General features: G+C 61.6%; 16 protein-coding genes. 9 read left to right on the top strand and 7 right to left on the bottom strand.

The window, feature by feature from the left end; all coding sequences use genetic code 11:
• Nucleotides 1-133 precede the first annotated feature (133 nt).
• The 5 genes from hemA to GNX18_RS08510 all read left to right on the top strand — a co-directional run bounded on the left by hemA (nucleotide 134) and on the right by GNX18_RS08510 (nucleotide 7223).
• Nucleotides 134-1438: a glutamyl-tRNA reductase gene (hemA, locus tag GNX18_RS08530; RefSeq protein WP_138233994.1), complete on the top strand. Its 1305-nt coding sequence runs from the start codon at nucleotides 134-136 to the stop codon at nucleotides 1436-1438.
• Nucleotides 1438-2523 (top strand): peptide chain release factor 1, encoded by a 1086-nt coding sequence (gene prfA, locus GNX18_RS08525; RefSeq protein ID WP_166217033.1) that lies wholly within the window; start codon nucleotides 1438-1440, stop codon nucleotides 2521-2523. The genes hemA and prfA overlap by 1 nt, the downstream gene beginning before the upstream one ends.
• Before the next feature lie 4 nt (nucleotides 2524-2527).
• Entirely contained in the window at nucleotides 2528-3370 is an 843-nt protein-coding gene (gene prmC / locus GNX18_RS08520) for a peptide chain release factor N(5)-glutamine methyltransferase (protein WP_166217030.1), read from the top strand.
• Nucleotides 3371-3461: 91 nt separating this feature from the next.
• Nucleotides 3462-4370: a cation diffusion facilitator family transporter gene (locus tag GNX18_RS08515; protein ID WP_138233997.1), complete on the top strand. Its 909-nt coding sequence runs from the start codon at nucleotides 3462-3464 to the stop codon at nucleotides 4368-4370.
• A 237-nt stretch (nucleotides 4371-4607) separates the two neighbouring features.
• Entirely contained in the window at nucleotides 4608-7223 is a 2616-nt protein-coding gene (locus GNX18_RS08510) for a PQQ-binding-like beta-propeller repeat protein (protein ID WP_166217028.1), read from the top strand.
• A gap of 55 nt (nucleotides 7224-7278) precedes the next feature.
• Here the strand turns inward: GNX18_RS08510 and GNX18_RS08505 are convergent, their stop codons facing one another.
• Nucleotides 7279-8823 carry a succinylglutamate desuccinylase/aspartoacylase family protein gene (locus GNX18_RS08505; protein ID WP_166217026.1) on the bottom strand — a complete coding sequence of 515 codons (1545 nt, stop codon included), beginning with the start codon at nucleotides 8821-8823 and terminating at the stop codon, nucleotides 7279-7281.
• Between the two features lie 131 nt (nucleotides 8824-8954).
• A complete protein-coding gene (locus GNX18_RS08500) occupies nucleotides 8955-10340 on the bottom strand; it encodes an MATE family efflux transporter (RefSeq protein WP_166217024.1) in 1386 nt (461 codons plus the stop codon).
• Nucleotides 10341-10458: 118 nt separating this feature from the next.
• Between GNX18_RS08500 and GNX18_RS08495 the strand changes: the two genes are divergently transcribed.
• The 3 genes from GNX18_RS08495 to GNX18_RS08485 all read left to right on the top strand — a co-directional run bounded on the left by GNX18_RS08495 (nucleotide 10459) and on the right by GNX18_RS08485 (nucleotide 14711).
• Nucleotides 10459-11085, top strand: coding sequence for a DoxX family protein (locus tag GNX18_RS08495; RefSeq protein WP_166217022.1), 627 nt, complete (start codon nucleotides 10459-10461; stop codon nucleotides 11083-11085).
• 147 nt (nucleotides 11086-11232) lie between these two features.
• Nucleotides 11233-12828: an ATP-dependent RNA helicase RhlB gene (gene rhlB / locus GNX18_RS08490; RefSeq protein WP_240914312.1), complete on the top strand. Its 1596-nt coding sequence runs from the start codon at nucleotides 11233-11235 to the stop codon at nucleotides 12826-12828.
• 152 nt (nucleotides 12829-12980) lie between these two features.
• Nucleotides 12981-14711, top strand: a complete 1731-nt coding sequence (locus GNX18_RS08485) for a potassium/proton antiporter (protein ID WP_166217020.1) — start codon at nucleotides 12981-12983, stop codon at nucleotides 14709-14711.
• A 30-nt stretch (nucleotides 14712-14741) separates the two neighbouring features.
• Here the strand turns inward: GNX18_RS08485 and cysZ are convergent, their stop codons facing one another.
• The 5 genes from cysZ to gatC all read right to left on the bottom strand — a co-directional run bounded on the left by cysZ (nucleotide 14742) and on the right by gatC (nucleotide 19611).
• Complete coding sequence (cysZ, locus tag GNX18_RS08480; RefSeq protein ID WP_166217018.1) at nucleotides 14742-15641, bottom strand: sulfate transporter CysZ; 900 nt, start codon at nucleotides 15639-15641, stop codon at nucleotides 14742-14744.
• A 4-nt stretch (nucleotides 15642-15645) separates the two neighbouring features.
• Nucleotides 15646-15942 carry a PA4642 family protein gene (locus tag GNX18_RS08475; protein ID WP_166217016.1) on the bottom strand — a complete coding sequence of 99 codons (297 nt, stop codon included), beginning with the start codon at nucleotides 15940-15942 and terminating at the stop codon, nucleotides 15646-15648.
• Nucleotides 15943-16345: 403 nt separating this feature from the next.
• On the bottom strand, nucleotides 16346-17809 hold the full coding sequence (gatB, locus tag GNX18_RS08470; RefSeq protein ID WP_240914311.1) for an Asp-tRNA(Asn)/Glu-tRNA(Gln) amidotransferase subunit GatB: 1464 nt from the start codon (nucleotides 17807-17809) through the stop codon (nucleotides 16346-16348).
• 11 nt (nucleotides 17810-17820) lie between these two features.
• Nucleotides 17821-19275: an Asp-tRNA(Asn)/Glu-tRNA(Gln) amidotransferase subunit GatA gene (gene gatA / locus GNX18_RS08465; RefSeq protein WP_166217014.1), complete on the bottom strand. Its 1455-nt coding sequence runs from the start codon at nucleotides 19273-19275 to the stop codon at nucleotides 17821-17823.
• 48 nt (nucleotides 19276-19323) lie between these two features.
• Complete coding sequence (gatC, locus tag GNX18_RS08460) at nucleotides 19324-19611, bottom strand: Asp-tRNA(Asn)/Glu-tRNA(Gln) amidotransferase subunit GatC (RefSeq protein ID WP_105103605.1); 288 nt, start codon at nucleotides 19609-19611, stop codon at nucleotides 19324-19326.
• Between the two features lie 638 nt (nucleotides 19612-20249).
• Here gatC and GNX18_RS08455 point away from each other — a divergent pair.
• Nucleotides 20250-21284: a rod shape-determining protein gene (locus GNX18_RS08455; RefSeq protein WP_138234007.1), complete on the top strand. Its 1035-nt coding sequence runs from the start codon at nucleotides 20250-20252 to the stop codon at nucleotides 21282-21284.
• Nucleotides 21285-21324: the final 40 nt, after the last annotated feature.

The following is a 21324-nucleotide window of genomic DNA, read 5'->3' as shown; positions in this document are numbered from 1 at the left end:
ATCGGGGGAATAGGTTGATACCGCTTGCACCCCGCCCTGCAGGCCCGGACAATGTGCGGCCAATTCAGCCAGCTGTGGGTCTGCTGCCCGCCGCAAAGGGCGCACTGGGCGCCCCAAGAGATGACGAGAACCGATGTCAATCATTGCCCTGGGAATCAATCACGACAGCGCGCCGGTGGCCGTGCGCGAGCGGGTGGCCTTCGCCCCTGAAGTGATGCCCAGCGCTCTGGCCGAAGCCCGCACGGCCCTGGAATGCCGCGAGCTGGCGATCCTGTCTACCTGCAACCGCACCGAGATCTACGGTGATGTTGCTCCGGAGCTGCTGTTGGCGTGGATCTCCCAGTATCACAGTGTGCCACTGGAGCAGTTATCCGGTTGCCACTATCAGTTCACCGACGAGCTGGCAGTGCGCCACATGATGCGGGTGGCTTGCGGGCTCGACTCACTGGTTCTCGGCGAACCGCAGATTCTCGGGCAGATGAAGTCCGCCTACGCCGTGGCGCGGGAGTCTGGCAGCGTTGGCTCGACTCTGCACAACGTATTTCAGCAGGTGTTTTCGGTGGCGAAAAAAGTGCGTACCGAAACCGCAATTGGCGAGAACCCGGTATCCGTTGCCTACGCCGCGGTATCGCTGGCATCGCGCATCTTCACCGATCTCGGTCAGCAGACGGCACTGCTGATCGGCGCCGGCGACACCATCGAACTGGTGGCCCGGCATTTGCTGGACAAGGGTGTCAAGAAACTGATCGTCGCCAACCGAACCCTGAGCCGGGCCCAGTCGCTGGCGGAGAATTTCGGTGCCGAAGCGATTTTGCTGGCGGACATACCCGAGTACCTGCCGCGCGCCGACATCCTTATCAGCTCCACCGCCAGCCAACTGCCGATTCTCGGCAAGGGCGCGGTGGAAACAGCGCTCAAGCAGCGTCGCCACCGCCCCATGTTCATGGTGGATATTGCCGTGCCGCGGGATATTGAGCCGCAGGTGGCGAAACTGGACGACGTTTACCTGTATACCGTCGACGACCTGCGCGGTGTGATTGATGAAGGCAAGCGCCTGCGCGAGCAGGCGGCGGAGGCGGCGCACCATATTGTCGATGCCGCGGCGCAGGCCTTCATGCGCGAACAGCGCAGTCTGCAGGCGGTGGACTCCATTCGCAGCTACCGTCAGCAGGCCCAGGCCGTGAGTAAGGACGAGCTGCAAAAAGCGCTGATCCAACTGCGCGCTGGCGGTGACCCGGAGCAACTGCTGGAGCAGATGGCGCGCACCCTCACCAACAAACTGATCCACGCACCCACCGTGGCCCTGCGTCAGGCCACCGCCGACGGTGACCTGGAACGGCTGCGCATCGCGCGGGAAATCATAGGCCTGCAGCCGGACGCATCCGGGCAGGACATGCACCATTCGGCCGCCGCGCCGGAGAAGAAGAACCTCAAGTAATGAAAGCTTCGGTACAACAGAAACTCGACCACCTAGTAGAGCGCCACGAGGAGGTTTCCGCCCTGTTGGGGGATGCGGAAACCATCAGCGATCAGGACCGGTTCCGCGACCTGTCACGGGAATACGCGGAACTCGAAGAGGTGGTGAAGTGCTACCAGCGCTTCAAAACCCTGCAGGACGACATGGCCACCGCGCGGGATATGCTCAACGACAGCGACGCGGACCTGCGCCAGATGGCTCAGGAGGAACTGCGCGCGGCGGAGGCCCAGCTTGAGCCGCTGGAAAAAGAGCTTCAGACCCTGCTGCTGCCACGGGACCCGAATGACCGCAAGAACGTCTACCTGGAAATCCGCGCCGGCACCGGCGGCGACGAGGCCGCGATCTTCTCCGGCGACCTGTTCCGCATGTACTCCCGCTATGGTGAGAAGCAGGGCTGGCGCATCGAGGTGATCAGCGAGAACCTCGGTGAACACGGCGGTTACAAGGAAATCATCACCCGTGTGGTGGGTGAAGATGTGTACGCGCGGCTCAAGTTCGAGTCCGGCGCGCACCGCGTGCAGCGGGTGCCGGAAACCGAATCCCAGGGGCGCATCCATACCTCCGCCTGTACCGTGGCGGTGATGCCGGAGCCGGACGAACGCGACGCCATCGAGATCAACAAGGCGGACCTGCGCGTGGATACCTACCGGGCCTCCGGCGCCGGCGGGCAGCACGTGAACAAGACAGACTCCGCGGTGCGCCTCACCCATATTCCCACCGGCATCGTGGTGGAGTGCCAGGATGAGCGCTCCCAGCACAAGAACCGCGCCAAGGCGATGGCCCTGTTGCAGGCCAAACTGAACAGCGCCCAGGAATCCGCCGCCGCCCAGGAAATCTCCGATGCGCGCCGCAACCTGGTGGGCAGCGGCGACCGCTCCGAGCGCATCCGCACCTACAACTTCCCGCAGGGGCGCCTCACCGATCACCGCATCGGTCTTACCCTGTACAAGCTGGACGAAGTGATGCAAGGCTCGCTGGATGAGGTTATCGGCGCGCTGCGCAATGAGTACCAGGCCGACCAGCTGGCGGCATTGGGGCAACACTGACTTCATGGCCACAGTGAAGGACAATCTGCTGCGGGCGTCGGAACTGACGGAAAGCGACAGCCCCAGGCTGGATCTGGAGGTGTTGCTCTGCCATCTGCTGGGCAAGTCCCGAGCCTGGCTCTACACCTGGCCGGAGCACCCGCTCGACGAGGTCCAGCAGGCGCAGTTCGAGCACCTGCTGAAGCGCCGTGTAGCCGGCGAACCGGTGGCTCACCTCACCGGTACACGGGAGTTCTGGTCGCTGCCGCTGAAGGTCAATCGCGCCACCCTGATCCCGCGCCCGGATACCGAAGTGCTGGTGGAAGCGGTACTGGCGCTGTGCCCGCCGGAACCATTGCGATTGCTGGATCTCGGCACCGGCACCGGCGCCATTGCGCTTGCGCTTGCCAGCGAAAAGCCGCACTGGCAAATCACGGCTGTCGACCGTATGCCGGCGGCGGTTGCTCTGGCGGAAGAGAACCGCCAGCAGCTCGGATTCTCCAATGTGGAAATTCTGCAAAGCGACTGGTTTGCGGCGCTGGCCGAACGCACCTTTGATGTGATCGTCAGCAACCCGCCCTATATTGATCCAAAGGATCCGCATCTGCGTGAAGGCGACGTGCGTTTCGAACCGCTGTCGGCACTGGTGGCGGAAGAGGCGGGGCTCGCGGATATCCGTGAGATTGCGTCGGTGGCGCGCGCGCATCTCACCGCCGGCGGTCTGCTGGCCGTCGAGCACGGTTGGGATCAGGGCAAAGCGGTGCGAAACATTTTCAGTGAACGTGGATATTCTGAAGTGGAAACCCGTCTTGACTATGCCGGGCGGGAACGTATCACTCTGGGACGATTTTCCGGCGCCCACCTGTAGGAGCTTACCTGCAAGCGAACTGTCCGGAGCCCGATCCATTCGCCTGCAGGCAGGCTCCTACAGGCGTGCGATTTTTTGTGGGAGGGAATCCATGCACGACCACGCTCATCACCATCACGGTAGCGACCACCTGAAACCCCTTGTCTGGGGCCTCGTTATCACACTCGTATTCGCCATGGTGGAAGCCATCGGCGGCTGGATTTCCGGTTCCCTCGCACTGCTAGGCGACGCCGGGCACATGGTTACGGATTCCTTCTCCCTCGCCCTCGGTGCCGTTGCCGCGCTGCTCGCGCGCAAGCCCGCCAGCCGCGAAATGTCCTTCGGCTGGGGGCGCGCGGAAGTGCTGGCGGCGCTGGTCAATGCGGTACTCATGCTGGTGATCGTGATCGGTATTAGCATTGCGGCCTTCGACCGTCTGCGCGCACCGCAACCGGTACAGGGCGGTATGGTGATGCTGATCGCCGCCATCGGCCTGCTGGTCAATATTGCGGTGGCCTGGGTGCTGCACCGCGGTGAGCAGACTCTGAATATCCGCGGCGCGTTGCTGCATGTGATGGGCGATCTTTTGGGGTCGGTAGCGGCGCTGGTGGCGGGTGCAGTGATCTATTTCACCGGCTGGACGCCCATCGATCCGCTGCTGTCGGTACTGATCTGCGTGCTGATTCTGTTTTCCAGCCTGAAACTGCTGCGGGATGCGGTGGATGTGCTGATGCAGCGGGTGCCGCGGGAACTCAGCCTGCCGATAGTGGGGGAGACCATGGCGGCGGTGGAGGGCGTGAAGTCGGTGCACGACCTGCATATCTGGCGGCTCGACAGCAGGTCTGTTTCCCTATCCGCGCATATCGTGGTGGAAGACCTCATCGCCTGGCCCAGAGTACTGGAGCGCTTGCGCAAAACCCTGCACCAGCGTTTCGATATCGATCACATCACCCTGCAGCCGGAGCCGCTGCATTTTGATCCCACGCCGATTATTGATCGGGTGTCGCCTCCGAAACTCTGAGACTTCGGTCCTCCTCCTGCCCCACAGCGATAACCTGTTGCGGTTGTGATACCTGTGGCCCGCGTTGCTATTGGCCTCAGATCCGGCGCACCGGGCGATAAAGTTGATGCACTTGGCAATTACAACTTCCGCTTGGGCATTCTGGCGCAACAATGAACGTCTGCCTTTGTAAGCGTAATAAAATGCGCGCCGCTACCGCACGGGATGTGTGCGTAAAGTGATTACAAGGATTCAATGATGATTTTAGTTCACCAATGGACAAAAGATTTATGGCGTCATACTGCGGGTAAACTGGCGATTGTACTGCTGAGTGCAACGCTGGCGGCTTGCGGTGGGGGCGGAAGTGGCGGCAACTCCGGGGATGGTGGCGGCTCCGGCAGCGGCGGCGGTTCCAGTAGCGGCTCCTCCAGTTCCAGCAGCAGCTCTTCCAGCTCCAGTAGCAGTTCTTCCAGTTCCAGCAGCAGTTCTTCCAGCTCCAGCAGTAGTTCCTCAAGCTCCAGCAGCTCGTCCGGCTCCGGCAGCAGTTCTTCCAGCTCCGGTGGCGAGCTACCCGCTCCGGCTGTCGCCGCTGTGCTCAGGGCCGAGCCGGATTCTCAGGCGGTCACCCTGGCCTGGGACGACACGGGGGCGCAGAGTTACAACCTGTATTACGCCACAGCCCCGGGCTGTGATCCCGAAAACTATGCAAGCTGTCCGGGCGGAACCATGGTCGTGGGTGCTGAGTCGCCGTACCGGCTAACTGGTCTGGAGAACGGGCAGAATTATTGGTTCCGCCTGGAATCCGTGGCTGAGGGAGACAATGCGTTCTCCAAAGAAGCCGGTGTGCGGCCGGATCGGCTGGTGCCGAATACCGACGTTCTCGCCGTCACTCACGACAGTGCCGGCGTCGCTTATATGGGCGGGTATTTTAACCGCTTCGGTGTGCGCAGTGGCCACGGGGTGCCGATCGACAAAGAGAGCGGCCATGCCAAAGCCTTTTCCACCGTGAATCTTGCCGTCAACGCCGCGGTCCCCGACGGTGCCGGGGGATTTTATATCGGCGGTATTTTTACCACGGTGGGTGACGAACCACGTAACAATCTGGCCCATATCCGTGCCGACGGTACTCTTGGGGATTGGAACCCGAATGCCAGCGGTGGGGTCGACGCTCTTCTGTTGGTGGGGAACACCTTGTACGTAGGAGGGCCGTTTACCTCGGTCGGGGGGCAGCCGCGCGAGAAGCTGGCGGCCATCGATATCCGCGACGGCAGCGTGCGGGACTGGAACCCGGGTGTCGGAGGCACCGTCAAAACCCTGGCTGCGGCGGGGGACGTTCTTTACGTGGGAGGAAATTTCAGCAGCGTCGCTGGGCAAGCGCGGGGTAATCTGGCGGCCATCAATATTAGCGATGGCAGCCTGCGGGACTGGAATCCTGGGGCTGATGCCTCTGTCAGTAGCCTTGCGCTGGGGGGCGATACTCTGTACGTAGCGGGCAACTTCACCAACATGGGCGGGCAGCCTCGCAGTCGCTTGGCGGCCGTCGATACCGCGGATGGCAGTCTGCGGGACTGGAATCCGGCAGCCAGTAGTAGCGTCAGTGCCATTGTACTGGTGGGCGACACCCTGTATGCAGGTGGGCTGTTCACCAGTATCGACGACACATTTCGCTTTCGTCTGGCGGCTATAGATGCCAATGACGGCAGTCTGCGCAATTGGATGCCGTTCGTTGGTGGCTTCGTCTATTCCCTCGCAGTGGCGGGCGACACCGTGTACGCGGGAGGGTCTTTCGATGAGGTTGACGAGGAATCGCGCCACAATTTGCTCGCTGTCGATATCGGTGATGGCAGTCTGCGCGACTGGAATCCGGGTGCGGGTGGTCCTGTCAACACGCTTGCGGTGTCTGGAGATACCATCTACGCGGGAGGGAGCTTCAGCAGTTTTGGGGGGGTTCCCCGTAGTCATCTGGCAGCCGTCAATGCTGACGGTAGTCTGCGGGACTGGAATCCGGGAGCGGATCGCTTTGTCACAGCTCTCGCAGTGACAGACGATACCCTGTATGTGGCGGGTGGCTTTCACGAGATTGGCGGGCAGCTCCGCGAGACACTGGCGGCTGTCGATACCCGTGACGGCAGTGTGCGGGACTGGAATCCGGGGGAGATTGACAGTGCGATCGAAGTCCTCGCACTGGCGGGCGACACCCTGTATTTGGGCGGGTGGTTTACCGAGGTCGGAGGGCAGTCGCGCCGTCGCCTGGCGGCGATTGACACGCGCGATGGCCGCCTGATTGACTGGAACCCGGGCGCTGACGATATTGTTTATACACTCCTTCCGGTTGCGGACACCCTGTACGTGGGGGGCGTTTTCAATGAGGCCGGTGGCCTGCCGCGCGAGGGGCTGGCGGCAATCGATACCGTCGACGGCAGCGTGCGGGACTGGAATCCGGGGGCCAATGGAACAGTCTCTTCTCTTGCGCAGCGGAATGACACCTTGTATGTGGCAGGGCGGATTAAGGAGGAGGGCAAACCGTGGGCCCCTTACCTGGCGGCGATCGATATCAACGATGACAGTCTGCAGGATTGGAGGGTGTCAATGAGCGGTAAGGTCAAAGCCCTGGCGCTTGCCGGAGACACCCTGTACGTGGGGGGGCAGGTCCTCGGTATGGAAGGGAAGCTACGCGGTGGTATGGTAGCAATTGATATTGCTGATGGCAGTGTGCGGGACTGGGACGTGATGGTGAATCATTACGTCAACGCCCTGTCGGCTAGCGAGAGCAGTATTTATGCCGGGGGGGACTTTTTGAGTATTTCCACGGCCATTGACGACGTTCTGTTGCCATATTTCGCGATCTTCCCACCGGCAGCGGACAGCGAATAATCCGCAAGCCCCTGCATCAGGCCCCGGCGTTCAGCCGGGGCGCTGTTCCGGGCGTTCAATCTTCCTCCCGTCCCTCATCGTCCTCCGAATTCTGCAGCGGTTCCTCTGCGGACTGCACTGGGACGTCCGTCGCCGGCTCATCCACCGAATCATCCCTGTCCGCTGCTGGCCCTGATAGTGCTCCCTCAGCCGTTGCCGGTGTCTCAGGTGCCGGTTCCGCAGTCACTTCCGCCGGCGGGCTGATCTGCTCCTGCGGTGCCTGAATGCCGATGTGGTAGGCGGCAAATCCCGGCTGTACCACCTGGTCCATCGCCATCCCCAGAATGCGCCCGTTGTACTGGGAGCGGATTTCTTTGCGGACATTGGTGATCGGGTTGGTGACGGTGCCCAGCAGGTCGCCCTTGCTCACCGTCTGCCCCAGCTTCACCTTACTAAAAATGATGCCGCCGGTGGTGGCGCGCTGCCAGGTGGAGTTGTAGTACACCGGTTCCGGTTCGCCCCACAGGCGGAACTTGCTCACCATGCCCAGTTGATTGAGCAGGGTGCGGATGCCTTTCACGCTGTGACTCACCGAGGGTTCATCCAGCACCATCGGTGCGCCGGCTTCCAGAGTGACGGTAGGGATGCCCGCCTCTACCGCTTCGCGCCGCAAGGTGCCCTTGGCGCCCTTACTGTGTAACACCACGGTGGAACCGAACCCTTTGGTCAGCTTCACCACCTTGGGGTCGGTGAGGTCGCCGCGCAGCTGCGGCAAGTTGGTGCGGTAGAAGGAGCCGGTGTGCAGATCGACGATGGCATTACAGTGCACGACCACCTCGTTGAAAAACGAGCGCGCGATGCGCGAGGCGGACGAGCCGAGCTTGTCGCCGGGGAAGTGGCGGTTCAGATCGCGGCGGTCGGTGAGATAGCGGGAGCCGCGATGGAAGCCCTGGAGGTTCACGATGGGCACGCCGATCACCGCGCCTTTCAAGGTTTTTGGATCGAGGTTGTACATCACCCGGCGCACGGTCTCGATGCCGTTCAGCTCATCGCCGTGCAGTGCCGCGGTGAGACACAGCGTTGGGCCGGGTTCCGCGCCGTTGACCACGAGTACCGGTGTCGCGCTGTAGACGCCTTCAAAATGCTGGCTGGGGGACCAGGCCAGGCGGGTGGATGTGGCCGGTGGCACCTCGGCCCCGAGCAGCTGCAGCGGGCGGCCAATCGGGGCGGCCGGCTCCTGCTGAGTCTCTTCCGGTGCCGGGCTGCTGGCGGTTTCCGGGGCGGGTTTTGGGGCTGTTTCTGCCGCGGGTTCCGCTGCCGGTGCGGGCTGCTCGATGGGCGGAGCCACCAGCTCCTGTTCACTGACGGGCTTGTCCAGCTCGATACTCTTGGCCTGGGGCATGGCCGGTTTTTTAGGCTCTTCGCTCTTGTCCTCATCGGTTTTCGCGTAAGTGCTGATCTGCGCGGCGGACACCGGTTCCTCGACGGAGGACGTTTCCGGGGGTGGCGCCGCGACATCCTCTGGTGCAACGGCGTCCTCCGCGTGCATCGGGGAGGTGTACACCGTGCAAAAACTGGCGAGGGAAACAATCAGGGTTAGGCTCAGAGAGCGGCGGCGCATGAAACACTCCAGTGGGGAAAAACGGTAGATTCTGATGTCCGGGGCTGAGAGCGCGAGTATAGCCAAAGGGTTCCCGCGGCATTGCGCGTTACTTGGCGAATTTGCGACGGTATCCGGGGCCGGCGGCGGGATCAGTTCAGACGGGGCTCATCCTTACCGGTTGCCGGGCGCTTGTCCAGCTGGCGCCCGCAGGTACGCCACAGGCGTAGCAACAGTAGTACAGCGGCGGTGCCGAGCCCGATGCAGATCCCGACCCAGTAGCCGTAAACCCCCCATAAATGCTCTCCAATCCACCAGGCACTGGCGAGCCCAACTACCCAGTAGGAGAACAACTGCAGATACATCGGCACCCGTGTATCGCGATAGCCGCGCAGCGCACCCGCCGCCATGGCCTGGGTCACGTCCACCAGTTGGAATGCCGCGGCGAGCAGTAACAGGTTTATCGCCACGGCGATGATGTCCGGATTGCTGGTGTACGCGAGCACCAGCAGGTCGCGAAAGCCGATCAGGATGGCACCGGTGAGCAGGGCGTAGGCGAAGCCACTGCCGACACCCACCGCGCTGACAAAGCGTGCGCGTTTCGGGCGGTTCTGCCCGAGCACCTGCGCGGTGCGGATACTGACCGCCTGCGCCAGGGCCAGGGCGACGAGATAGAAAACGGAGCCGATGCTGAGGCCGATCTGATGCGCAGCGACGATCGTGGCGCCATAGGATGCGAGCAACAGGGTGAGACTGGCGAAGAAGGTCACTTCGCTGGCGGCGCCGATGCAGATGGGCATGCCTACCGCCAGCAGGTGTTTGAGGGTGGGCCAGTGTGGGCGCGGTGGCCGCAGCTTCAGGTCGAGAGCGCGGTACGCCGGGTCGCGGCCCGCGTGCCAGTAGAGCGCAATGGCGATACACCAGCACACGATGCTGGTGGCAAAGCCACAGCCGGCGCCGCCCATCGCTGGAATTGGCCCCCAGCCAAATACGAACAGCACATCCAGAGGAACGTTCAGTACCGCGGCGGCGAGGTAGATCCGCATCACCGGGCGCACCTGTGCCATGCCCTCGCAATAGCCGCGCAATGCACTGCCGATGGCAAAGGGCAGGGTACCGATGGCCAGCGCCTGCAGGTACTGCACCATTATCCGACGCACCGGCTCCTCGGTCTGGATCCACTGACTCCACAGTGGGGCCGCTAACAGAGCCGCCGCCACCAGCAGTCCGCCAGTCAGTGCAATCCACACCGACTGGCGCATCTGCCGCGCGCAGCCGGCCTCATCCCGCGCTCCGCGCAAATTGGCGACCACTGGGGAAACCGCCGCCAGCATGCCAATCAGGGTGACGGCACACACCGCCCAGATACTGGAGCCGAGCGCGAGCCCCGCAAGATTCAACTCGCCGGACTGGCCGGCAACGATGGTGTCGGTAACCCCCATGCTCACCACCGCCAGATTGCTGACCACCAGCGGCCCGCCGAGTTTGGTCAGGTGGCGCAGCTCGGTGGCTGTAGCGCGTTTGTAGAGCTTTGGCATCGGAGAATCTGTACAGCTGGCTAAACTGGTCGGAAGTGGCTCAGGCTGGAGTGTAGGTGCCTGTTCCGGATCAGTCGGAAAGTGGGGCAACGGGTGCGTGAATTGTCGGGAGCGGATTATGGCGGGCGCAGGCAGCGGGTTCAATCAGATTTACCGGCGTTTTCTGCGGGTCTTACGTCCCTTCGACGGGCTCGGGATGTTGGCTCTGCGGTTGTTTCTGGGGCCCATTTTTGTGCTTGCGGGGCTGAACAAGCTCGGCGGCATCGGTGACGTGGCAGCCTGGTTCGGCAATCCCGACTGGGGGCTCGGGCTACCTGCGCCGATGCTGTTGGCGTGGCTGGCGGCGTTGACGGAGTTCCTCGGAGGTATAGCGCTGATTCTTGGGCTGGGGGTGCGGCTCGCGGCGATACCGCTGCTCGTCACCATGGCGGTGGCGGCGGTAAGTGCCCACTGGCAGTACGGCTGGCACGCGCTGCCGGAACAGACATTGACCATGCCCTGGGAGTGGCGCCGGGATCTGATCGGCGAGGGGCTTGAGCGCCGCGACAAGGCGGTGGAAATCCTCAAGGCCCACGGCGATTACCGCTGGCTCACCGAGGCTGGCAGCTTTACCGTGCTCAAGAATGGGATCGAGTTTGCGGCCACTTACTTCGCCATGCTGTTGGCGCTGCTGTTTAGCGGCGGCGGGCGCTACGTGAGCCTGGATTACTGGATTGCCCGCCGGCGCGGGTTCGTGCCGGAGTGAGCGCTGAAGTCGCTGCTACCTCTCTTTCGGCATATAGATGATATACTCGCCGATTATTTAACCCATGCCGCCCGGGTCGCACTCCTGACTCTCGCGGCACTCAGGCCCACACTTGCTGGACCTTTGCACACTTGAGCGAGCAATCCGTTGATAGGTAAGTTTTTCCGTCGTTCCACAGACAAGTCTCAGCCCACAACCGAGGGCAAGAAGACGGCCGAAACCGGGGTAGACAAACCCCGCCACGAGCGTGAGGAGCAGTCTGGTGGCGGTCGCCAGCGCAACCGTCGCCGCGGTGGCAGGAACGAGAAGGGCGGTCAAAAACCCGGCACGAATGACGAGTCCCAGTCTGCGGGGAGTGAATCGCCCGCAAACGAATCGCCGAAGAAGGCGCGCGCTCGCAAGGACTCCCCGCGCAAACAGGCAGCGCAGAAACCGTGGAGCCTGGACGAATTCCAGGTGCCGGAGCAGGAGGGCAAGGTCCGCTTTCACGACCTGGACCTGCCGCTGCCGCTGATGCACGCCATTGCCGACCTGGGCTATCAGTACTGTTCGCCGATCCAGGGCCGGTCGCTCCCGCACACCCTGAACGGTCACGATCTGGTGGGCAAGGCGCAGACCGGCACCGGCAAGACCGCAGCCTTCCTGATCACCGTCATCGACGACCTGCTCAAGCACCCCTTCGACGGCGAGCGCTACGCCGGTGAGGCCCGCGCGCTGATCATCGCGCCGACCCGCGAGCTGGTGATGCAGATCGCCGACGACGCCAAGAACCTGTGTAAATACACCGACCTGGAAGTCCACACCCTGGTGGGTGGCATGGATTACCAGAAACAGCAGAAAGCCCTGAACGAGCGGTTGGTGGATATCCTCGTAGCTACGCCCGGGCGCCTGCTGGACTTTGTCAGCAACCGCGACTGTTTCCTCGACCAGACGGAAATCCTGGTGATCGACGAGGCGGATCGCATGCTCGACATGGGCTTTATCCCCCAGGTGCGCCGTATTGTGCGTCAGACCCCACGCAAGACCCATCGCCAGACCATGTTCTTTTCCGCCACCTTCACACCGGAAGTGGACGATCTGGTGGAACAGTGGACTTCGGAGCCGGTGATCGTTGAAATCCAGCCGGAGCGTGTGGCCACGGATACCGTTACCCAGCACGTGTATCTGGTGTCTGGCGATGAAAAATACCCGCTGCTGTACAACATCGTGCAGCAGGAAGAGGTGGAGAGTCTGATCGTGTTTGCCAACCGCCGCGACCAGTGTCGCCGGCTGCACGAGCACCTGCTGGCCCACGGTATCAACGCCGGCCTGCTGTCCGGTGAAGTGGCGCAGAACAAACGCGTGCGCACCCTGGAAGATTTCAAATCCGGAAAATCCAGGGTACTGGTCGCCACCGACGTGGCTGGTCGCGGTATCCACATCGACGGCATCAGCCATGTAGTGAACTACACCCTGCCGGAAGAGCCGGAAGATTACGTACACCGCATCGGCCGTACCGGCCGCGCGGGTAAGAGCGGTACGTCCATCAGCTTTGCCTGTGAAGACGACGCCATGCGCCTCGAACCCATCGAGTCGCTGCTCGGCAACAAGCTGAAATGCGAAGTGCCACCAGAGGAGCTGCTGGTGGAGCCGCCGAAGGTGCATGTGAAGTACAGCAGTGGAGATCGCGGTGAGCGCGGAGATCGCAATCGCGGTGGCAGCCGCGGTGGGCATCGCAGTGGCGGCGGCCGCCCGCGTCGCTGACGCACCACTGCCCCTGACCGTTCATTGATGAAAAAGCGCTCCCTGACTGAGCGCTTTTTTATGGCTGCCGGCACAATGGCCCGCATTTACTTTCCTTGTTTTCAGTGCTGATCCGTCCACAACGCCTTTTCTGTCTGTCATAGCGAGAGCCCATGTTCCTGATCGATCAACTGATCCTCCTGTTTTCCGTGCTCATCCTGTTGGGGGTGATTTCGAGCAAGCTTTCTGCGCGGCTCGGGTTGCCCTTGCTGGTGCTGTTTCTCGTGGTGGGTATGCTCGCCGGCGAGGACGGTGTCGGTGGAATCGCCTTTGACAATGCTGAGGCAGCACACGCGCTGGGCACCCTCGCGCTTGCACTGATCCTGTTCGACGGCGGTCTGCAGACGCCAATCAGCTCCATCCGTCAGGTGTGGAAACCGGCATCATTGCTCGCCACCATCGGGGTATTGGTTACCGCGGCGATCACCGGGTTGGCCGCGGCCTATATGTTGGATCTGCCGCTGTTGGAGGGGATGCTGATCGGGGCTATCGTGGGCTCGACCGATGCGGCGGCGGTATTTTCACTGCTGCGCAACGCCGGTGTGCACGTAAATCAGCGCCTGAAGTCGACGCTGGAAATCGAAAGTGCGTCGAACGACCCGATGGCGATCTTCCTTACCGTCGGCCTGCTGGAAATCCTGGTCAACGACATGAAACCCGGTAGCGGCCTGCTGACCATGCTCATCGTGCAGATGGGGGTCGGTGGTCTGGTCGGTCTGGGTGTCGGCTGGATGTCGGTGCGCATCATCAACAAGATCCGCCTGCAGGCCTCGGGCCTGTATCCGGTCATGGTCACCGCGTGCGGCCTGCTCGCGTTCGGTATCGCCGCGAACCTGGGCGGCAGCGGTTTCCTGGCAATATTTATCGCCGGTGTGGTGATCGGCAACAGCCGTTTTGTTTTTCAAGGCGGCACGCTGCTGTTCAACGACGGGCTCGCATGGCTCGGGCAGATCACCATGTTCGTCATTCTGGGCCTGTTGGTGAACCCGAGCTCACTGCTGGACGTGTGGTGGGAAGGGTTCGCGATTGCCGCGGTATTGATCCTGATCGCGCGGCCGTTGGCGGTAATCCCGGTACTCGCGCCCTTCGGCTTCAACCTGCGTGAGATGACACTGGTGTCCTGGGTGGGGTTGCGCGGTTCCGTGCCGATCATCCTCGCCATTTTCCCGCTGATGTTCGGATTGCCGGACGCCGGATTGATTTTCAATGTGGTGTTCTTCGTGGTACTGATCTCCGCCACGATCCAGGGGTCGACGCTGCCATTGGTCGCGCGCAGTCTCGGCCTGACCGAACCGTCGCCACCCATGCCGGCGGCGACCTTGAATATCACCACCCTGGAAGATGTGGATGCGGACATTGTCGAGTACACCCTGGGGAGCGATGCGCGGGCAGTGGGGCGGCGGCTGTCACAAATGGCACTGCCGGAAGACACCGTGGTCGCAATGATCACCCGTGCCAAGAACGTAATTCCGCCGCGGGGATCGACGCTGCTGCACGGTGGGGATCACCTGTTTGTGGTGCTGAAGCCACACAGTCGAGCCTTTGTGGACCGGGTGTTTTCCAGCAGTTCCACGCCCGATGAGCCGTCGCTTGGCGACGCGGAGCTTCGCTTGAAGGGCGGCACCCGGCTCGAGGACATTCAGAACTCTTTTGGTATCACCCTGCACGGGCCGGCGACACAAACTCTGGATGAGTTCCTGCGCGAACACCTGCACACGGCGCCGGAAGTGGACGCCACCGTGACTCACAGTGGCTTGCTATTGCACGTCCATCAGATGGTCGGTTCGCGCATTGCCACGGTCGGCTTGCGCCAGCTCGCCCTGCCGGGCGAAATGGTCGGTTGAGCCGGCCGCCGCGACGGGCTGCCGTTGAATTTATTTTTCCGGACCACTGATGCCTTTTGGCCATTTTTTCCCTGCGGCGGGCGGCGCTGGCGTTGCCGGTGCACCGGTGCCATTGGGGCCTTTGCCGGGATCACCTTCGGTCCAGATTCTCTCCACCCACAAGGCGGTGCCGCCGGCGACTGCGGCCGGCATTACGAAAATATTCAATATGGGAACCATCTTCGCGAGCATAACACTGCCGCCGAAACCGAGCGTGGTGAGCTTCTTGCGCATCAGTACGCGCTTCAGTTCGCTGAACGAGCGCTGATGGTTGTCGAGCGGATAGTCCACATATTGGATCGCCATGCACCAGGCGCCCCACAGCGCGGTGACGATGGCGGGGATGAAGACGGTCCAGCTGGTGAGTAGGGCGACGATAAAGATGACGATACCCCAGCCGAGAAAGTACATGAGCTTGCGCATTTCGCGCCCGAGCGTGCGGAGCACCATGCTGTGCAGGGCTTCTGCGGGTGGGGGGTGGCCGGTGAGGAGTTCCTCGACTTTTTCCGCGAGGTAGCCATTGAATGGTGCGGCGATGATGTTGGTGATGATGGCGAACAGGTAGCCGTAGACGAGGAAAAACAGCAACACTACGGCGATGGCGATGAGCCATGCCAACCACTGGAACACGCCCGCGGCCCAGTCGGCGCCTTTGGCGAGTATGGCGCGCCACCAGGACATGTTGGATGTGTCGACGGGGGTGTCGGATAACAGGCTGCCGATGTAGCGGCCGAGGTCGTCGAACTGGCTGATCATCAATATGCCCAGTGCGATGAACAGCACGAGGTTGATGAGCAGGGGGATGATGATGAATGGGCGCAGCTCTTTGCGGGTGAGCAGCTGCGCCCCCCGGATCAGTGCGTGTGCGCCGTGGGCCGGGTTGGAGGTCATGGTGTTACTGTGCTCCAGCGTTTTTCAGGATTTCGGCGTAGTCACTGCTCTGCTGGTGTTCGCTGATACGCGCGAGCAGTGTCTGGCCTTCGGGGCTCTGGCTGTTCAGGTCCAGCCCCTGTTGCTTGAACAGGCGGACGAAGGTTTCAAAGTTCTCTGCTTTCATGCCGCGGTAGGCCCGCTCCAGCAGAAAGAATTCCCGGTTGAATCCCTCGGGTGCATCGCCTTCCAGAAAACCGGCGATACGCTCGTCGTCGAAGATTTCACCGAGGACTTTTTGTTTGTCTTTTTTCAGGCTCACTTTTTTGTTCCTTTCGTGGTCTGTTCTTGCTTGGTTGCTAGTGCCACTTCCGGCCGTATTCGGCGTGATTGGTGGCGGCGCTGCCGCCGGTATTTGTTTGCGAAACACGCCGTGAACCCATCCCTGGGGGCTCTTCTAAAACATCCCTGTTTTAGAAGGTTTCGCAAACAAATCCCGGCAACATCGCCTTCCCATCGGAGTTCAGTTTGTTCTAAGGACTTGTGCGGAGTGCATTTGTTCAAATTGAAGGGTGGGTGCCGGGGAGAGCTTTTCGAAAGCGTCGCAAACAGGGATGTTTGCGACGCAGCGTACAGGGACGTATTCACAGCGGTTTCGAAAAGCTCTCCCCGGTGCCCACCCGCCACCGGGCCAGCTTAAAAATGGGCCCGGCAACTAACAGCACTTACAGCAGTGCATTCAATTTCTGCTGCAGAATCTCATTAATCATCTGCGGATTCGCCTGCCCTTTGGAGGCTTTCATGATCTGCCCCACAAAGAAGCCCATCATTTTCGGGCGCTTGTCCGGGTCGGCGCTGCGGTAGTTTTCCACCTGGGCACCATTCGCAGCGAGCACGTCGTCCACCAGCTTTTCAATGGCACCGGTGTCAGTAACCTGCTTCAGACCCTTGGCTTCAATTACCGTATCCGCATCTCCCTCACCATTCGCCATCGCCTCGAACACCTGCTTGGCGATCTTGGAAGAAATGGTGTTGTCCTTGATACGTGCAATCAGGCTCGCAAGGTGCTCGGCAGGCACCGGAGAATCCGCGATGGATTTATCCTCGCGGTTCAGCAGGGCCGCCAGCTCGCCCATGACCCAGTTCGCCGCCAGCTTGGGCTCACCGGATTTTGTCGCCACCTGCTCGAAATAATCCGCAGTGGCACGCTCCTGTGTCAGCTGGTCCGCGTCGTAGGCGGAGAGGCCGTACTCGCTTTCAAAACGCGCGCACTTTGCGTCCGGCAATTCCGGCAGCTCTGCGCGAATCTGCTCGATATATTCATCGGACAATACTACCGGCAACAGGTCCGGGCAGGGGAAGTAGCGGTAATCGTTGGCTACTTCCTTGCTGCGCATGGAGCGGGTTTCGTTTTTGTCGGCGTCGTACAGGCGAGTTTCCTGCACGACCTTGCCGCCGTCTTCGATCAGGTCGATCTGGCGCTGGGCTTCCACTTTGATCGCTTTTTCGATGAAGCGGAAGGAGTTCAGGTTCTTGATCTCGGCGCGGGTGCCAAGCTCCTCTTCGCCTTTCAGGCGCACCGAAACGTTGGCGTCGCAGCGCAGTGAACCCTGGGACATGTCGCCGTCGGAAATGCCCAGGTAAGTGACGATGCTATGGATCTTTTTCAGATAGGCGACGGCCTCGGCGGCGCTGCGCATATCCGGTTCAGATACGATTTCGATCAGCGGTGTGCCGGCGCGGTTCAGGTCGATGCCGGACATGCCATGACCAGAATCAAAAACAGCTTCATGTAAAGATTTACCAGCGTCCTCTTCCAGATGCGCGTGGTGCAGGCGCACGGTCTTGCTGCTGCCGTCTTCCAGATGAATCTCGATCTGGCCCGCGCCGACGATCGGTTGCTCCAGCTGGGTGGTCTGGTACCCCTTGGGTAAGTCCGGATAGAAATAGTTTTTGCGCTCGAACACGGAGCGCTTGCCGATCTCCGCGTTCATCGCCAGGCCGAACATCACCGCATAGCGGAAGGCCTCTTCATTTGGCACCGGCAAGGTGCCGGGCATGGCGAGGTCGATGGCACAGGCCTGGGTGTTGGGCTCGGCACCAAACGCGGTGCTGGCGCCGGAGAAAATTTTAGATTGGGTGGCCAGTTGTACGTGAACTTCCAACCCGATGACGACTTCCCATTCCACGTCATGTCTCCTTATTGTGCTGCCGGGGCGATTTTCTGGTGCCAGTCACTGGCCTGTTGGAACTGGTGCGCGACATTGAGCATGCGCGCCTCATCCAGGTAATTGCCAATGAGCTGCAGGCCGACGGGCAGGCCGTGGGCGAAACCGCAGGGGATGGACATGCCGGGCAGGCCGGCGAGGTTGGTGGCGATGGTGTAGATGTCTTCCAGGTACATGGCCACGGGGTCGGCATTTTTTTCCCCCAGCTTGAACGCGGGGTTCGGTGCCGTGGGGCCCATGATGACGTCCACTTTCTGAAAGGCGTCGACAAAATCCTGTTTGATCAGGCGGCGCACCTGTTGGGCCTTGTTGTAATAGGCATCGTAATAACCGGCGGACAGCGCATAACTGCCAACGAGAATGCGGCGCTTCACTTCCTCGCCGAAGCCTTCACCGCGGGAGCGCATGTACAGGTCGCGCAGGTCCGCGGGGTTTTCGCAGCGGTAGCCGTAGCGCACGCCGTCAAAGCGCGACAGATTGGCGGAAGCCTCCGCCGGCGCAATGACGTAGTAGGCGGGCACCGCGAGTTTGCTGTGCGGAAGGCTGATTTCCACCAGCTCGGCGCCGAGTTTTTCATATTCCTTCAGCGCTTCCTGCACCCGCGCGCCCACTTCACTGTCGAGGCCTTCGCCGAAGTACTCGCTGGGCACGCCGATTTTCAGGCCGGAAATGGATTCGTTGAGGTTGGCGGTGTAGTCCTGCGTCGGGCGGTCCAGGCAGGTGGAGTCTTTTGCATCCGGGCCGGCCATCACCGACAGCATCAGCGCAGCGTCTTCCGCGGTGCGTGCGATAGGCCCGCCCTGGTCGAGGCTGGACGCGAACGCGATCATGCCCCAGCGGGATACACGACCATAGGTGGGTTTCAGACCGGTGGTGCCGGTCATGGCCGCGGGCTGGCGGATGGAGCCACCGGTGTCGGAGGCGGTGGTGGCGGGTACCAGCTGTGCGGCCACCGCGGCCGCTGAACCGCCGGAGGAGCCGCCGGGAATGCGTTCCACATCCCATGGGTTTTTCACCGCACCGTAGTAGCTGGATTCGTTGGATGAGCCCATGGCGAACTCGTCCATGTTGGTTTTACCCAGGCTCACTGCGCCCGCCTGCAGGAAGTTGTCCACCACGGTGGCATCGTAGGGTGGCACGAAGTTGTCGAGCATTTTCGAGGCGCAGCTGGTGCGGACGCCGCTGGTGCAGAAAATATCCTTGTGGGCGATGGGTACGCCGCACAGGGCGGGGGCATCGCCCTGTGCGAGGCGCGCGTCGGCGGCGGCGGCCTGTTGGATGGCCTGTTCGCCAGTGACGGTGATAAAGCTGTTGAACTGGCTGTCCAGCTGCTGGATGCGCTCCAGCAGGTGGCTGGTGATCTCGACACTGGAGAACTGCCTGTCGCGCAGGCCGCGGATAATCTCGGCGATGGTCAACTGATGCATGGGAAATCCGGTTTCTTGTCTATTCTGTATTCGCTTGCGGCCGCTGGGTCAGTCGATGACTTTGGGCACCAGGTAGAGGCCGGCTTCGGTCTGGGGCGCTAGGGCGAGGAATTCTTCGCGGCGGTTGGGTTCTGTGACCTGATCGCGGCGCAGCACCTGCACTTCGTCCAGCGGGTGAGCCATGGGCTCTACGCCGTCGGTGTTGACGGCTTGCAGCTGGTCAACCAGTTGCAGCACGTCGCCAAGGCGGCTGCTGACGTCGTCGATGGTTTCTTTGGATATGGCGATGCGGGCCAGTTCGGCCAGCTTTTCAACGGTTTGCGCGTCCACGGCCATGGGGATAGAGACTCCAGCTTCTCAAAGGCTTACATACGGCCGCGCCCGGGGGCGGGTGGCCGGTGGAAAAGAAGGGCGCAAATTTAACATATCTGCGGGGGAATCTCCCGAGATGGTTTGTGTGGGCAGCCGAAAGCTCTGGTTAGTGAACTATGTAGAACGTCTGTGGCGGTGCCGCTGCCGGGTACGGCCTGGTGAGACACGAGCTAGGCGCCCCCCCTAAACCCAGCCCGGCCGCTCCGTGCACTCGCGGCGCCTTCGGCCCATGGGGGCTCTGCGAAAACATCCATGTTTTCGAAGGTCTCACCAGACCGCACCCGGCATCGTCACCTTCGCATCCAGTTAAACGCCTTCATACAGAGCTGTGGAAATACAGGGGTGGTGATTATTCATCCTTGCTCTGAACCGGCGCCGTTGTTAGAGTTTGCCGATTCTGGCCAGGGGCCTCTCGCCGCAGGTCTATTTGACGAAGATCGGGCGAAAACGCTGCCCGGAACACAGATTTATTTGCGCTGACTAACTACCCTGTAACGCTTTCCCCGCCGGGAGCGCTATTGGGCCGTATGTCCGCGCTCTACGGCACCTGAATCCGATTGTGCTTCAGGTGTTGTACATCAGAATTAAGGTAATCGAACTCCATGTTTAAACGTTTGCGGGGCATGTTCTCCAGTGATCTTTCCATCGACCTGGGCACTGCCAACACGCTGATCTACGTGCGCGATCGCGGCGTAGTCCTCGACGAACCCTCTGTTGTTGCCATTCGCCACTACAACGGCACCAAAATAGTGGAAGCCGTGGGTGTGGAGGCCAAGCGTATGCTCGGCCGCACACCGGGCAACATTACCGCCATCCGGCCGATGAAAGACGGCGTGATCGCCGATTTCCAGGTCACCGAAAAAATGCTGCAGCATTTCATCAAGAAAGTGCATGAGAACAGCTGGATGCGCCCGAGCCCCCGGGTTCTTGTGTGTGTACCCTGCCAGTCCACCGAGGTTGAGCGCCGCGCGATTCGTGAATCCGCCCTCGGTGCCGGTGCCCGTGAGGTGTGGCTGATCGAAGAGCCGATGGCTGCGGCCATCGGCGCCGGTATCAAGGTGGAAGAAGCCAGTGGTTCCATGGTGGTGGATATCGGTGGCGGTACCACGGAAATCGCCATCATCTCCCTGAACGGGGTGGTCTATTCCGACTCCGTGCGCATCGGCGGCGACCGTTTTGATGAGGCCATCGTCAACTATGTGCGCCGCAACTACGGCAGTGTGATTGGCGATGCCACCGCGGAACGCATCAAGGAAGAAATTGGCTGCGCCTACGCGGGCAGCGAGGTGCGCGAGATCGACGTGCGCGGACGCAATCTGGCAGAAGGGGTGCCGCGCAGCTTTACCCTGAACAGCGATGAAATCCTGGAGGCATTGCAGGAGCCTCTCACCGGTATCGTGCAGGCGGTGAAGAGCGCGCTGGAGCAATCTCCCCCCGAACTGGCGTCCGATATCGCCGAGCGCGGTATGGTGTTGACTGGTGGCGGCGCGCTGCTGCGCGACCTGGACCGTCTGCTGATGGAAGAATCCGGTTTGCCGGTGATCGTCGCCGACGACCCGCTGACTTGTGTCGCCCGTGGCGGCGGCAAGGCCCTGGATATGATGGACAAGAGCCGCCTGTACCTGGTCACCAACTGAACGGGGGAGGCTTGATCGGGTCACCTGGCCGGATTTTTGT

Source organism: Microbulbifer sp. SH-1, assembly GCF_011326135.1.
Classification (GTDB): Bacteria; Pseudomonadota; Gammaproteobacteria; order Pseudomonadales; family Cellvibrionaceae; genus Microbulbifer; species Microbulbifer harenosus.
This window is presented reverse-complemented; position numbering and strand designations above follow the sequence as displayed.